The 15811-nt window shown below is 47.0% G+C and carries 12 protein-coding genes; 5 read left to right on the forward strand and 7 right to left on the reverse strand.

Annotated features, from left to right (window positions below):
* Nucleotides 1-184: 184 nt before the first annotated feature.
* From KJS94_RS06845 to prfB, 4 genes are all read right to left on the reverse strand, one after another.
* Complete coding sequence (locus KJS94_RS06845; protein WP_214446566.1) at nucleotides 185-772, reverse strand: porin family protein; 588 nt, start codon at nucleotides 770-772, stop codon at nucleotides 185-187.
* Between the two features lie 213 nt (nucleotides 773-985).
* Nucleotides 986-1573, reverse strand: coding sequence for a porin family protein (locus tag KJS94_RS06850; protein ID WP_214446567.1), 588 nt, complete (start codon nucleotides 1571-1573; stop codon nucleotides 986-988).
* 146 nt (nucleotides 1574-1719) lie between these two features.
* A complete protein-coding gene (pruA, locus tag KJS94_RS06855) occupies nucleotides 1720-3351 on the reverse strand; it encodes an L-glutamate gamma-semialdehyde dehydrogenase (protein ID WP_214446568.1) in 1632 nt (543 codons plus the stop codon).
* Between the two features lie 72 nt (nucleotides 3352-3423).
* Nucleotides 3424-4516, reverse strand: a protein-coding gene (prfB, locus tag KJS94_RS06860) for a peptide chain release factor 2 (RefSeq protein ID WP_214446569.1) whose coding sequence is annotated in 2 segments (ribosomal slippage) — nucleotides 3424-4455 and nucleotides 4457-4516 — 1092 coding nt in all. Because the reading frame shifts where the segments join, the coding sequence is not laid out codon by codon here.
* Between the two features lie 135 nt (nucleotides 4517-4651).
* On the opposite strand from prfB, the gene KJS94_RS06865 reads away from it, so the two are divergent.
* Nucleotides 4652-5095 (forward strand): YqaE/Pmp3 family membrane protein, encoded by a 444-nt coding sequence (locus KJS94_RS06865; RefSeq protein WP_214446570.1) that lies wholly within the window; start codon nucleotides 4652-4654, stop codon nucleotides 5093-5095.
* Between the two features lie 263 nt (nucleotides 5096-5358).
* Nucleotides 5359-6039 carry a peptide-methionine (S)-S-oxide reductase MsrA gene (gene msrA / locus KJS94_RS06870; RefSeq protein WP_214446571.1) on the forward strand — a complete coding sequence of 227 codons (681 nt, stop codon included), beginning with the start codon at nucleotides 5359-5361 and terminating at the stop codon, nucleotides 6037-6039.
* Between the two features lie 39 nt (nucleotides 6040-6078).
* Here the strand turns inward: msrA and KJS94_RS06875 are convergent, their stop codons facing one another.
* Both KJS94_RS06875 and KJS94_RS06880 read right to left on the reverse strand, forming a co-directional pair.
* Entirely contained in the window at nucleotides 6079-6813 is a 735-nt protein-coding gene (locus KJS94_RS06875) for an acyl-CoA desaturase (RefSeq protein WP_214446572.1), read from the reverse strand.
* Nucleotides 6814-6886: 73 nt separating this feature from the next.
* Nucleotides 6887-8524: an ABC transporter substrate-binding protein gene (locus tag KJS94_RS06880; RefSeq protein ID WP_214446573.1), complete on the reverse strand. Its 1638-nt coding sequence runs from the start codon at nucleotides 8522-8524 to the stop codon at nucleotides 6887-6889.
* 49 nt (nucleotides 8525-8573) lie between these two features.
* On the opposite strand from KJS94_RS06880, the gene KJS94_RS06885 reads away from it, so the two are divergent.
* Nucleotides 8574-10232, forward strand: coding sequence for a M1 family metallopeptidase (locus tag KJS94_RS06885; RefSeq protein WP_214446574.1), 1659 nt, complete (start codon nucleotides 8574-8576; stop codon nucleotides 10230-10232).
* Nucleotides 10233-10310: 78 nt separating this feature from the next.
* Nucleotides 10311-11246, forward strand: a complete 936-nt coding sequence (locus KJS94_RS06890) for a phytanoyl-CoA dioxygenase family protein (protein WP_214446575.1) — start codon at nucleotides 10311-10313, stop codon at nucleotides 11244-11246.
* Between the two features lie 20 nt (nucleotides 11247-11266).
* On the opposite strand, the gene KJS94_RS06895 is transcribed toward KJS94_RS06890, so the two are convergent.
* Nucleotides 11267-11929, reverse strand: a complete 663-nt coding sequence (locus tag KJS94_RS06895; protein ID WP_214446576.1) for a C40 family peptidase — start codon at nucleotides 11927-11929, stop codon at nucleotides 11267-11269.
* A 148-nt stretch (nucleotides 11930-12077) separates the two neighbouring features.
* On the opposite strand from KJS94_RS06895, the gene dnaE reads away from it, so the two are divergent.
* A complete protein-coding gene (gene dnaE, locus KJS94_RS06900) occupies nucleotides 12078-15722 on the forward strand; it encodes a DNA polymerase III subunit alpha (protein WP_214446577.1) in 3645 nt (1214 codons plus the stop codon).
* The last annotated feature ends 89 nt before the right edge of the window (nucleotides 15723-15811 follow it).

Consider the following 15811-nt stretch of genomic DNA (forward strand, 5'->3'; position numbering starts at 1 on the left):
TTGATTTGGTTTTGCAAACCTACAAACGCAGCACAAAGGATTTTATTGTTAAGGGTTCAAACCGCATAAATAAGTGATGAACTGGCGATTCTTGATAAGTTCAATAAACTATTCGATTAATCATCAGTGTTATGTAAAAAAAAGGCTGCACAATCGCAGCCCTTCTCAACATTCGATAGTCCGGTTATTTTCCTTTGAATACATAGAAGAGGCCAACCTGGATAACACTGTTCTTGGTATCCACCTCCTGCTCGATCAATGCCTCCCCATCGATCACTTTGCTTAGGCCAAGGCAATAGCGGGCATTGAATCCTAATCCTGATTTCAGTTGGTAACCTAACCCAAAGGCCCAGTTGAAGTCAAATGACTTGGTATAATCCTTGAAGTCCACCGAAGTGCCTTCCGATTCTACTTTTGAATTCACCAGGAATCCCAACTGTGGTCCTGTTTCCCCAAAAAATCCGCCAGGTGTATGGTATTGGAACATGATGGGAACGGTGATGTAGCCAAACCTGAATTCCCCACTGACATCCTGATCATCGGCCTTAGTTCCAAGCGCAGAATACACCAATTCCGGCTGGAACTTTATACTCTCGTTAATGGAAAACCTTGCAAAAGCACCTCCATAAAAGGAAGTATGGGTCTTGGCGCCTTCTGAATCATCACCTACCAGTGTTGAAAAATTCACCCCGGCCTTGGCCCCAAATTGTACCTGGGCATTGGCCAGGTAGCCCATGAAAGCAAGGAAAGAAAGCAATAAGATCTTTTTCATGATTGCTGATTTAGGTTGCAAATTGTAAGGAATAAGGTAAGTTTTTTTCCCAATATTTTCATTCCTGAGGCATAATTGGCTGATCAGGGAGACCTTACCCATGATTATTCGCATAAGGGACACTGATATTCGTCAGGAAACAGGGCTCCCATTAAAACCAACAGGGAGGATAAACCTCCCTGCCAGATTAAAATTTTACGGACAAAGCCTTCTTTACTTTTTCCCCGAACCAAACTTATAGGATAAGCCTACTTGCAATACCCTGCTCCGAAGGTCATTATAGCTATCTGAAACATTGTTCAGTCCCCAACAATACCTGGCACCGATCCCTAACCCATTGCGCATTTCGTAACCAGCACCCAATACCCAGGATATGTCAGTGGATTTTAAAAAATCCTTATAATCCATTGAACCTTTGTTAGCCTCTAACTTTGAAGAAAGAAGGTACCCCAATTGTGGACCTGTTGATACATTAATACCAAGAGGCGATTGATATTGAAATAAAACCGGAAGTGTAAGATAATTGGTCTTTAATTTTTGTTGGTAAGTAACTTCATTGACTTGGACTTCATCATTTACACCCTGCTGGGAATACAGCAGTTCAGGCTGGATGCTGAATTTTCCTGAAACGGGAATCCTGACAAAACCGCCGGCATGGAAGCCTGACTTCATGCCTGGATTGTCACCGGTTCTACCTTTGAAATCTGCCAGGTTATAACCTGCCTTTACCCCAAAGCCCACCTGTGCATTTGCCGTTAGTAATCCAAAAACTCCGATCGCGAATAAGGTTATTTTTTTCATATTGATGGTTTATCCGCGAAAAATAGTTTCCGGTTGTTCAATATGCAAGTACCTGTGAAAAATTTAGTGTTAAAGTTGGGTAACACATTACTGCAAATAAAAATGCCTGTGCTCATCACACAGGCATTACGCTTTTTTATTTTCGGTTATGCTTCCTGCAGGAAGGTATAACGGTAATCTGTAGGTGGATTAAAGGTTTCCTTAATGGTCCTTGCACTCAGCCAACGATAAAGGTTCAGCATGGAACCTGCCTTATCATTGGTACCGCTGGCACGGGCACCACCAAACGGTTGTTGACCCACTACCGCACCGGTTGGCTTATCATTGATGTAGAAGTTACCGGCTGCGTTCCTCAGCCTGGCAGTAGCCAGTTCAATGGCTTCCCTGTCGGTAGATATGATGGAACCGGTAAGGGCGTAGGGAGAGGTGCTGTCCACCAGGTCCAGAGCCTTCTCAAACTGGTTGGCATCATAGGTATAGATGGTCAGCACGGGACCAAACAACTCCTCGCACATGGTAACATACCTTGGGTCAGTGGTCTCGATCACCGTAGGCTCAATGAAATACCCTGCTTTCTTATCACAGTTGCCGCCAACCAGGATCTTCGCCTTCCTGTCTTTCTTAGCGTTGTCAATATATTTCTTCAACTTATCGAAGCTCTTCTCATCGATCACCGCATTGATGAAATTGGTGAAGTCTTCAACTGTTCCCATCTTCATACTCTTCACCTGCTCCACCAGTTTCTTCTTCACCTGCTCAGCGATATTGGAAGGAAGGTAAGCACGGGATGCCGCGGAACATTTCTGTCCCTGGAATTCAAAAGCTCCCCTTGCCAACGCAGTGGCCACTACATCGGGATCCGCACTCTTGTGGGCAATCACAAAGTCCTTTCCGCCTGTTTCACCAACGATTCGCGGATAGGTACGGTATTTGGCGATATTGGCCCCGATAGTAGTCCACATTTGGTTAAATACCCCGGTTGACCCGGTGAAATGCACACCTGCAAAATCAGGATGGTTGAAACATACCTTTCCAATGGTAGGACCATCCACATATACCAGGTTGATCACTCCATCAGGAAGACCGGCTTCCTGCAGGATGCGCATGAACATCTGGGCAGAATAGATCTGTGTATTGGCAGGTTTCCAGATGACTACGTTTCCACACATGGCTGCGGATGTTGGAAGGTTCCCACCAATGGCGGTAAAGTTGAAGGGTGTAACGGCCAGTACAAAACCTTCCAGCGGACGCCATTCCATTCGGTTATGCATGCCCGGTGCACTGATCGGCTGCTGCTTATAGATCTCATTCAGGAAGTGAACATTGAAACGCAAGAAGTCAATGATCTCACAGGCGCTGTCAATTTCAGCCTGGTATACATTCTTGCTTTGACCGAGCATGGTGGTACCATTCATATAGGGGCGGTACTTGGTGGCAATCAGGTCAGCGGCTTTCAGGAAGATCCCTGCCCTGCTTTCCCAACTCATGTTTGCCCAGGACTCCTTAGCCTTCAGGGCTGCATCTATGGCTTGTTTAACATGCTTTTCCTCTCCTGCGTGGAAATGACCAAGGGTATGGCCAATTTCATGCGGTGGGTGCATGGCCACTTTCTTTCCGGTACGAACGGCTTTACCACCGATGTACATCGGAACGTCTATTTGTTTTTTCTTTAACTCAGCAAGAACTTTCTTCAGGTTAGCTCTTTCTGGGGAACCTGGTGCGTAATTCAGGACAGGTTCATTGGCAGGCAATGGATATGAAAAATAACCGAGATTCATATGTTGAATTTTTGGTAAATCTATTAATGAAAATTCCGAAGGGGGGCAACAATAGTTACGCATCCCCGATCATCAGGACTCCGCTTCTGTCTGGCTCATCAGGTAAGCCTTGATAAATCCATCCAGTTCACCATCCATGACAGGTTGGATATTACCAACCTCGAAATCGGTCCGGTGATCCTTGATCATTTTGTAGGGATGGAAAACATAGCTCCTGATCTGGCTTCCCCATTCGATCTTCTTCTTGCTGGCATTTGCGGCATTCTTCAACTCCTCACGCTTACGCAATTCCTCCTCATACAAACGGCTTTTCAGCATCTGCATCGCCTTTTCGCGGTTACCCAACTGGGTCCTTTCCGTCTGGCAAACCACTACTAATCCTGTTGGGATGTGGGTCAGCATTACCTTGGTTTCCACCTTGTTCACGTTCTGGCCACCCGCGCCACCGCTTCGGGCAGTTTCCATTTTCACATCACTGTCCTTGATCTCAATATTGATGGTATCATCAACCAATGGATACACAAATACGGATGCAAAAGAAGTATGCCGGCGGGCATTGCTATCAAAGGGGGATATCCTCACCAGGCGGTGTACCCCACTCTCTGCTTTCAGGAAGCCATAGGCAAATGCGCCATCAAACTGGTAGGTGCAACTCTTGATACCTGCCCCATCACCATCCTGCCAATCGAGTTCAGTAACCTTCCAACCCTGCTTCTCGCCATACATGCGGTACATCCTGGCCAGCATCTGGGCCCAGTCCTGGCTTTCCGTACCACCTGCGCCGGAATTGATCTGCACTACGGCAGGCAGTTCATCTTCCGGTTGGTTGAGTGTGCTCTTGAATTCTGCATCTTCTACAGCAATAACGGCTTTATCATAAGCCTCCTTTACTTCTGCCTCATCAGCCTCCCCTTCTTTCCAGAAGTCATGTAAAATGGCAAAATCCTCTACCGCAGTGTCTACCTGCTCGTAAAGGCCCACCCAATATTCATTAACCTTGATTTCCTTGAGAATGCCTGTAGCCCGCTGGTTATCGTCCCAGAAGCCTGGTGCAAGGGTCAGTTGTTTATCCTGCGTGATCTTGTCTTGTCGGTTAGGGACGTCAAAGAAACCTCCTTAGAACCGAAACCCGTTCCCGTAATGATTTGATATTTTCTTGTGTCATAGCGGGTGCAAAGATAGGCTTTCGCCTGTACTGGCAAAGCTATAAACCCGGCTAAAACTTTAAATACTAAAATAATTCACTCTAAAAAAGGTTAAATGACAAAATGTTATATTTTCATCCCCCAAACAACTCACTATGAAGAAACTAACCGTTGTATTGGCCTCACTGGTTGCCCTTATGAGTGCCCCAGTCGTAAAGGCTGCTGAGACCGAACCTGTAGTAACTGAAGCGACCGCCCCGGATGCGGCTACCAGGGCTGAACTGGATAAGGCTGTTGCTGAATTCAATACCCTGAGCAAGCAGGAAAAGAAGTCGAGGTTCAAGGAAGTGAAGAAACTGGTAAAACAGTACAAGGCCGATAAAAAGGCCGGCAAAATGGCTGATGATGATGCTAATACCATCCTCCTTGCCATCCTTGCCATCCTGCTTCCGCCGTTGGCCATTTACCTGAAGGAAAGGACCCTGACCTGGAAGTTCTGGGTGAGCCTTATCTTTATCATTCCATTGTTCTTTGGTGGCTGGTTCTTCTGGCTTGGTGCAGTGGTGATCGCATTGCTCACTGTTTTCGATGTGATTTAATTCCATTATTAAATAAAAAAGCAGGACTACCTTGGCAGTCCTGCTTTTTACTTGGTGCAATTGCCCAAACACCCGAAACCCTAATAAACCTATAGGGTTTAATGACTTAATTACCATTATTGATTTTCATTATATCCCATGCTGGAAGCCGATTCCGGGAACGTTAAGGGATTCTTAAAAAACAACAGGAATATGGTTTTAACCACCCTTAACAGAATGCCATCGTAACTTGCATGAGAGTTTTTGTAACGAAACCGGAGTGAATGAAAATATATTTTTACCTGTCGATCCTTTCTGTTACACATTTGTTATTCAGTTGTGCGCAAAAAGAAAATCCCAACAAGAGCATGACCAATGATCTTATTTACGCCAGTAACCTGGAAAGAACAGACACCGCAACTTTAGGTGCCGGTTGTTTCTGGTGTGTGGAAGCTGTTTTTCAACAATTGAATGGTGTATTGAAGGTTACTTCCGGTTATTCCGGGGGCACCGTAGCCAATCCGACCTATGAGCAGGTTTGTGAAAAGAATACAGGCCATGCTGAAGTGATCCAGGTGGTATTTGATCCGGCTATCATCTCCTTCGATGAACTATTGGAAGTATTCTGGCAAACCCATGATCCGACCACTCCCAACCAACAAGGTAACGACGTAGGCCCTCAATACCGCAGCGCCATCTTCTACCATAACGAAGAGCAGCGCCAAAAGGCCATCTATTACAAAACCGAGCTGGACAAGAGCGGGGCGTGGAAATCCCCGATCATTACTGAGATCTCTCCCCTGAAAAATTTCTATGTGGCAGAAGACTACCACCAGAAATACTACCAGAACAATGCATCACAACCTTATTGCTACTTTGTGATCCGCCCCAAACTAGAGAAGTTTGAGAAAGTGTTCAAGGACAAGTTGAAAAAGAATAACCAGGCCGAGGCCCGGAAACAATGATAAATGAAAAGGGTTGATCAGTTGATCAACCCTTTTCATTTATGCTTTCTTCATTTTTATTATCCCTACCAGGTTCATCAACCTCATAATATGGTAGGTTGGATCCAACTCAAACCATTTCCTTGCGAAGTTCGGATTAGCGCCATCCTTATGATGGTTGTTCTGGAACAATTCACCAAGAAGGAATATTCCCCAGGGCTCTGAATTCCTGGAATGATCCCCATTCTTAAAATTCGCATAACCATACTTGTGACCGCACCAGTTAACGATGGCTCCTTGCACAGGCCCCATCAGGAAATGGATAGGCAGCAGGAGGAACCACCAATAATTGGGGGCAAAGAATATATAAATAAGGGTATAAACTGTTCCAAAGGCCAGGCGCACTATCATGCTATCCCCTATCCTGTCCAGCTTCTCCCATTCGGGCAGGTATTCTTGCGTGAACTTGGGTTCGGGCATTCCCTTCCGGGTCACAAAACTGTTGTAAATGCTCCTGGTGTGGATCATCATGCCCCATACATCCTTAAAGAAGTGCGGGCTATGCGGATCCTTCTCCGTATCACTGTATTCATGGTGCATGCGGTGCATGACCCCATAGGCCCTGGGTACCAGGTAGGATGAACCCTGGGTGAGCCAGGTACCAATATAGAATATCCTTTCCCACCACTTGTTGGTGGTGTACATCTGGTGTGAAGCGAAGCGATGCAGGAAAAAGGTGTGGAAGAATAAAGAAAGAAACCAATGGGTAAAAAAGAAAGTAAGAATAACTACCATTTACAGAAATTGAGCCGCAAAGTTAGGGCGATAAGGGCGCAAATCAGCATTAAACTGTAATCTTAAGGTCATTTTATCTGCCTTTCCCTTCAACAAAACGCAGTCTCCTGATTTCCAGCAGGTTCAAACCATTTGGAGTGAGTCCCTCCACACCTGGCTGAACCAAACGTACCACCTCATCATACCATAAGGGAACTACGGGCGCATCCTCTATAAGCAATTGGTCCATCTTACGGTAAATTTCAAATCTGGCAGTATCATCCTGCTCCAGCAAAGCTGTTTCATACAGCCGATCATATTCAGGATTATTGTAGCGTGTATAATTAGGAGGTGCCGGGTTCCTTGAATAGAATACGCCCAGGTAATTTTCAGCATCGGGATAATCGGCTATCCAACTTGCCCTGAAAAACAGGGCTTTTGACTGGGCCGTCTGCTCCAGCAACAAACTCTTCTGCACTACCTCAACCTGAACAGTAATGCCTATTTCTTTTAGTTCCCGTGCAATAAAACTGGAAAGATCGGCGTAGATCGGTATGGTGAGCAACCTGACCTCCGGCAATCCCTTTCCACCTGGAAATCCGGCCGCGGCCAGCAATCGGCGGGACCTATCCGGATCATAGTGAAATCCTTTGACCTTTGCACTATCAAAGGAAGGAAGGCCTGCAGGAACAAAACCACTTTCCGCCGCAATCCCTATGGAGTTGCGCAAATAGAGCATCATTTTCCTCCGGTCAAAACCATAATTGATGGCCTGCCTGATCAATTTGCTTTTCAGTGGTGAAGTCCTGACAAGGGCATTATTGCTGTCCACCAATATTCCAAGGTATTCAGTATTCAGGTAAGGGTGCCTCGAAAGGCGTACCTTACCCTCCCATTCCTTCCTTAAATTCCCCCTCTTACTCAGCACTTCATCTTTGAAAGATGGATCGATATCATTGATGAAATGGAGTTTCCCTTGCCGGAACAAAAGGAACTCTGTAGCCTTGCTATCATAAAAGCTGATCTTTACCCCATCAACATAAGGTAGAGCCTTGCCTTGCGCATCCCTTTCAAAATAGGCAGCATGCTTTTTTAGGAGCAATACCTGCCCTTCTTCCCAGGCCACAAAACGAAATGGTCCTGAACCAACAGGGTGCCTGCCGAAATCCTTTCCATATTTGGTTACAGCCTCTTTCGCCACTACACTGCAATACTGCATACTGAGTATCCCTAATATCGGACGGAAAGGCTGTAGCAGCCTCAATTGGAAGGTACTGTCATCAAGGGCTGTAAAGCCTTCATCCGGATCCACCTTCCCGTTGAATATCCATGCCCCGCTGCTGGCAGTTGCCGGATCCATGATCCGTTTGAGGCTGAAGGCTACATCCGATGCCGTTAACCTGCGGCCCTTCCCCCCGGGAAAAACATCACTGTCATGAAAGTATACGTCTGTCCGGAGGTGAAAAGTATAGGTCCTGCCATCGGCAGCAACCTCCCAATCCTTTGCCAGCAATGGCACTATATTCAGATTGGAATCAACCTCCACCAGGGTAGAATACAATTGGTGAACCGCCCACATAATGCTTTGGTTCTTGGCAAAGGCAGGGTCAAGTGTTGCAATGCCTGAACTTTCATTATAACAGAAAATATTATTCCCCTGCTCCCGCTTGCCACAGGAGACCAGGAATATTAACACAGCCACTACCCTCCTGTACATCAATTTCGCCGTCATACGCGGGAACCTCTTATATTTAATCCCGAATATAACCCAGCATTCCACCATGGCATTGAATTTTGTAAAAAAACTTGTTTGTTCCACCATACCCTTCCTGCTTTTCAGCCCACTACTCTTTTCACAACCCCTGAATGATAACCATCACCTTACCAGGCAAGACACCTTAAGGGGAAGTATCAACCCGGAACGCGATTGGTGGGATGTTTTGCATTATGATATTGAGGTTACTCCCAATTATAGCAACAAAACGATCAAGGGATCCATCGCTATCCAATTCAGGATCACTAAGGCAGGGAAGAACATGCAGATCGACCTGCAGGAACCCATGGAACTGACCGATGCCAGTATAGACGGACAGCCTGTTGTACTTTACAGGGAACAAAACGTCTACCACCTGGTGGTGTCAGGGCAAAATGCAGTAAACACTACCCAAATGCTTAAGCTCAAGTTCGAAGGGAAGCCAAGGGAAGCCATTCGGCCACCATGGGACGGCGGATGGATCTGGAGTAAGGATAAAAATGGTAACCCATGGATGAGTGTGGCCTGCCAGGGTTTGGGGGCCAGTGTATGGTATCCCTGCAAGGACCACCAGAGCGATGAACCCGATAATGGCGCAAGACTCACCATCAATGCCCCCAAAGGATTGATCGGTGTTGGGAATGGCCGTCTCACCAGGACCGATAAAAGCAACCCGCAATATGATCGTTTTACCTGGGAAGTGAAAAACCCGATCAACTCTTACAATATCATCCCCTATATCGGTAAATATGCCACCTGGCACGAAGTGTATAAGGGAGAAAAAGGCGACCTGGATTGTGACTATTGGGTATTGGAAGAAGATCTGGATGCCGCAAAAAAACAATTCAGGCAAGTAACACCCATGTTACAATGCTTCGAACACTGGTTTGGCCCCTATCCATTTTATGAAGATGGGTACAAACTGGTCCAGTCACCCCACCTGGGCATGGAACACCAGAGTGCAGTTGCCTATGGGAACAAATTCCTCAATGGCTATCTTGGCAACGACCTGTCGGGAACAGGTTGGGGCAACAAGTGGGATTTCATCATCATCCATGAAAGTGGCCATGAATGGTTTGCCAACAATATCACCACCAAGGATATTGCAGATATGTGGGTACATGAAGGATTTACCAGTTATAGTGAAACCATTTACACCCAATGCCAGTCGGGCATCCATGCCGGTAACGAATACCTGCAGGGAGTACGGAGGGGAATCCAGAATGATATTCCCATCATTGGTCCTTATGGTGTGAACAAGGAAGGCAGCAGCGATATGTATCCCAAGGCAGCCAACATGATCCATATGATCCGCCAGATCATTGGTGATGATGAGAAATTCAGGAACATGCTGAGGGAAATGAACAAGGATTATTACCACCAGACCGTAACATCAGCCGACATAGAAGCGTATATGTCCAAAACCGCAGGCAGGGACCTGTCAAAAGTGTACCAGCAATACCTCAGGACCACACAGGTACCCCAGTTCCAATATAGTGTTAGCGGTGGCAAGCTATCGTATCGCTGGAGAAATTGCGTGAACGGGTTTGACATGCCCCTAAAAGTAAATTTCAACGGTAAGGACCAATGGCTCTACCCTACCACTGAATGGCAAGCCATCAATAGCAATGGAACCAGTCTTTCGGTTGACAAGAATTTCTATGTTACGGTAAGAAGCCTTGATTAAACAATTCCTGATCACCAGCTTTAACCAGGCTGACCGATCAAACTGTTCCTATTAACCAACCAAAGCTTTTCCAGGATCATGCTTTCCCTTATCCGAAGGTCCAAACTGGGTTATATTGTCTATAACTTCTTTCATAAAAAACAGTTGGGGCATAATGTTCCCCTGTATAAAAAACTGGGCTTAAAAAAGAAATATTACTCCCCTGTCTCAAGTGCGGATTTCAAAGGACTCGCACCGGAACGCCTGAAACCATCCATTCCCCAAAAGCAGCTGGCCGCATGCGGGCTCTTCCAAAAACTTGACCAGGAATCCCGGCAATCCCTCCTTCAATTTCAGGAGCAGGGATTTGCAGTGATCAGGGGATACCTGGATGAAAACATGGTGGAGGCTGTCAACAACGCCATTGAAGAACTGGTCAGGGAGAGAAAGGCCCGGTTCCGGTTCAAAAAAAGCATCATGTTTGCCTTTCGCCAGATTCCCCTCATCAATGAAATCGGCAACAATGAAGAACTGCTGGAGCTTTTGGCTTGCCTGATCCAGGGCCATCCTACATTATTCCAGAGCAAGAACTTCCTTCAAGGGAGTGAATTGCACACACATTCTGATAGTATCCATATGACCACCTTCCCCTTAGGAGGATTACTGGGGGTATGGATCGCATTGGAAGATGTTGACAGCGAGAACGGTCCGCTCCATTACTATCCTGGAAGCCATACCATTCCCTATTACCTGAACAGCGATTATGGCAATGAAGGAAACAAATGGTGGTTAGGCCCTAAGGATTATGCCGATTATGAAGCCATGGTACAGGAAAAGATCAGGGAGCTTGGGCTTAACAGGCAATACTTTACGGCCCGCAAAGGGGACCTCATCATTTGGCATGCCAACCTGATGCATGGAGGGGAGCCACACCTCAATAAGAACAGGACCAGGAGATCAATGGTATTCCATTACTACGATACCGACTGTATCTGTTACCATGAGATCACCCAAAGGCCAGCCTTATTCTATTAAGAAAGGGAAATAGAAATTGATCAGTTCATCAAACGACCGGCTCCTACAAACCGCTTACGGTAATATTCTTCATCGAGGTCGCTGATGACCACCCCGCTCGATGTGGATGCATGTACGAACTTATTATTGGTGAGGTAAACCCCAACATGGGAAACGCCTCCCCTGGTATTGAAGAATACAAGGTCGCCCTCCTGTAAAGCTTCCCTGGGAATCTTCTGGCATTCTTCAAACTGCTCCCTCGCCGTCCTGGACAACTTCTTACCAAATACAGAACTCATCAGCAAACAACTGAAACCTGAACAATCAATGCCATCCCTGGTACTGCCTCCATATCGGTAACGGGTACCATACCATTCATCGATGAATTGAAGCAGGCTGGTGTTGGAAAGCGCCTCTACTTCTTCACCCAGCATGATGGCATATTTGAATTGTAACGCGGAGCTGTTCTCAATATTTCCGGAATAGGCATGCCTGGTCCTTTTCTTGGTGGCCCCACCGGAACGGGCATCATCACCGGTATCATACCCATCTTCACCGGGGGTGATGCTAATGGATTCGATGAACTTTGGATCCCCCATCAGGGTGCGCTTGACGGTAGGGGATTCACCCGTATTGGATTTCCTGGTCGTACTACAGGAAATGACAAATAATGAAAGTATGGATATATAAATCAGCCTCTTCAAGGATATTCTTTTTATGGTATGCCCGGCAAAAGTACTAAAATCGGGCCGCACTCTCAGATGTGAGCAAAACGTGCTAAAACTGGTGGCCGAAAAATGCCCTAATCTTAGTTAATTGCATGCCGGACTTGAATTAACCGTGCACCAGAACATGAGTAAGTTTTCACACCTCCATTGCCATACGCAGTATTCCTTGCTGGATGGGGCCGCATCCATCCAGGACATGTACAAGAAGGCCATCAAGGAAGAAATGCCAGCTATTGCCATTACCGACCATGGTAATATGTTTGGGGCATTCGAGTTTGTATCAGAAGCGTATAAGCATAAGGGTGAGGACGGCAAACCCAGGGTAAAACCTATTGTGGGCTGCGAGTTCTATGTGGTGAAGGATCGCCACCAAAAGACCTTTACCAAGGAGCAGAAGGATGAGCGTTACCACCAGGTATTGCTGGCCAAGAATGCCAAGGGCTACCAGAACCTGATCAAACTCACCTCACTGGGCTATACTGAAGGCATGTATAGCAAGTACCCCAGGATCGACAAGGAACTGATCGAGAAATACCACGAAGGCCTGATCGCTACCACCTGTTGTATTGGCGCCTATGTACCCCAAACCATTTTGCACGATGGGGAGGATGCCGCTGAAAAGGAATTCAAATGGTGGCTCGATATCTTTGGGGAAGACTACTTTATTGAACTGCAAAGGCACAATCTCAAAGAACAGGAATTGATCAACCAGGTCCTGCTGAAGTTTGCAGTCAAATTCAATGTCCCGGTCATTGCCACCAATGACAGCCATTATACGGATCGGGATGACTCCAATGCGCACGATATCCTGCTCTGCATCAATACCGGTGAAAAGCAGAGTACTCCCGGTTTCGACGATTTCGTGAATGATGATACCCATATCAAGAACAGGCGATTCAAATTCCCGAACGACCAGTTCTATTTCAAGGGTACCCAGGAGATGAAGGAACTTTTCAAGGATGTTCCTGAGGCCATCGACAACACTAATATGATCGTTGACCGGGTGGAGTTACTCAACCTGAAAAAGGATATCCTGCTTCCCGCCTTCCCCATCCCGAAGGAATTCCAGGTACATGATGATGCCAACCTGAACCAGTGGGAATACCTGAAGCACCTTACCTACGAGGGTGCTAAAATGCGCTATACAGACATTACCCCTGATATCCAGGAACGATTGGACTTTGAATTGTTCACCATCAAAACGATGGGATTTGCAGGTTACTTCCTGATTGTGAGTGACTTTATCAGGGCTGGTCGTGACCTGGGCGTATTCGTCGGCCCAGGTCGTGGATCGGCAGCGGGTAGTGCGGTGGCCTACTGTATAGGCATCACCAATATTGACCCTATCAAGTACAACCTCCTGTTCGAGCGTTTCCTGAACCCCGACAGGAAAAGCATGCCGGATATCGATACCGACTTTGATGATGACGGCCGCCAGCGCGTGATCGATTATGTGGTGCAGAAATACGGTAAGAACCAGGTAGCGCAGATCGTAACCTATGGTACGATGGCCGCCAAAATGAGTATCAAGGATGTGGCCAGGGTGCTCGACCTTCCCCTGGCAGAATCCAATGCCCTGGCGAAAATGGTCCCAGAAAAACCAGGCATTGAATTGGGCAGGGTGCTCACCGCCCCACTCACCGCCAAGGAAGGGGAAAAATCACTGGAAGCGAAAGAGGGCCTGGGCCCCGAGGACCTGGAAAGTGTACGCAAACTGCGGGAGATTTACCATGGTACCGACCTTCGGGCTCAGGTGCTGAAGGAAGCTGAAAGGCTGGAAGGCTCAGTGCGCAATACCGGTATACATGCGGCGGGTATTATCATTGCGCCTGACGACCTCATGAACATCATACCGGTATGTACCGCCAGAGATTCGGAACTTTTGGTCACCCAGATAGAGGGCAGCATCATTGAGGAAGCTGGTGTTATCAAGATGGACTTCCTTGGCCTTAAGACCCTGACCATCATCAAGAATGCCTTGCAGATGATCAGGGAGAACCATGGGGTGGAAATTGAGATCGACAATATTCCCCTTGACGACCTGAAGACTTTTGAACTCTATCAACGCGGTGATACCATCGGCACGTTCCAGTTCGAAAGCCCGGGAATGCAGAAATACCTGCGGGACCTCAAACCTGACCAATTTGCGGACCTTATTGCCATGAACGCCCTGTACCGTCCCGGTCCAATTGCCTATATCCCCAACTTCATCGACCGTAAGCATGGAAGGGAAGCCATCACTTATGACTTACCTGAAATGGAAGAGTACCTGAAGGAGACCTATGGTATCACCGTTTACCAGGAGCAGGTAATGTTGCTCGCCCAAAAGCTGGCAGGATTTACCAAGGGTGATGCCGACGTATTGCGTAAGGCAATGGGTAAGAAGCAAAAAGCCGTACTGGATAAAATGAAGGCCCAGTTCGTGGAGGGCGCCAGCGCTAAAGGACATCCCAAGGATAAACTGGAGAAGATATGGACCGACTGGGAAGCATTTGCCCAGTATGCGTTCAACAAGTCGCACTCCACCTGTTATGCATTCGTGGCCTACCAGACCGCCTACCTGAAAGCCCACTACCCTTCCGAATACATGGCCGCGGTACTCAACAACGCCGGCGCCATTGAAAAGATCACCTTTTTCATGGAAGAATGTAAACGGATGGGCCTGAATGTACTCGGACCAGATATCAATGAATCCCAAAAGGGCTTTGCGGTCAACCAGGCCGGTGATATCCGTTTTGGCCTCGGCGGTCTGAAAGGCGTGGGAGAAGCGGGCGTGGAAAGCATCATCCACGACAGGAAACAAAATGGCCCATTCAGCTCGGTATTTGACCTGGTTAAAAGGGTCAACCAACGTACTGTCAACAAAAAGACCATGGAAAACCTGGTGTATGCCGGTGCATTTGATTGTTTCCCCGAATTACACCGTGCACAATACTTTTTTACCCCACCCGGTGATAATACCAATGGACTGGAGAAGATCATCAAATACGGTAATATTTACCAGGCCCAGAGCACGGGCAACAGCAATACACTTTTCGGGGAGATAGCCACCGTTATGGACATCCCACAACCCAAGATACCACCTTGTGAACCATGGACCCTTACCGAACAACTCGACTTTGAGAAAGAAGTGACGGGCATCTTTATGAGCGGTCACCCCCTTGATCATTTCAAATTCGAAATGAAGCATTACGGTATCATGCCCATGCAGGCCTTCAATGAGGAAAAGGAATCCACCACCCTCATGGCCAGGGGCAGGCAATACCGTTTAGCTGGACTAGTGATAGACGCCAATGAGAGGATCACCAAGACAGGCAGGAACTTTGGGGTATTGGTACTGGAAGATTATTCCGGTAAGTCAGAATTCATGCTTTGGGGGGATGATTACATGCGCTTCAAGGACTACCTGGTAAAGGGTAAGAACCTTTTCCTTACCGGATTCTTCAAGCAGCGATTCAATACCGATAATTACGAGTTCAAGATCGAAAGAATCACCCTACTGGAGAGCGTAAAACAAAACCTCACGAAGCAATTGATCCTTGACATGGAGGCCAGGCATGTCTCCCCGGAAATCATCAACTTCCTTCAGGGGCAGGTGGAAAAAAGCGGAGGCCAGGGAGGGGTTACGGTTCGTTTTAACATTTTCGAACCCAGGACCCGTAACCGGATCAGCCTGTACAGCATTGACAAGGGAATTGAAATGAGTGACGAATTGACGGCCTGGCTGCAGGAAAATCCCGATCTGGAGGTACAGGTTGTCACAAATTAACAGCTGTTAACAATTAGGGATGTCATAACAACCTGATTCAACCAACGGACTTATTTTTGTGTTCTTTTTTACCTGAATAATAAATTTTA

It is taken from the genome of Flavihumibacter rivuli (assembly GCF_018595685.2).
In the GTDB taxonomy this organism is placed as follows: Bacteria; Bacteroidota; Bacteroidia; order Chitinophagales; family Chitinophagaceae; genus Flavihumibacter; species Flavihumibacter rivuli.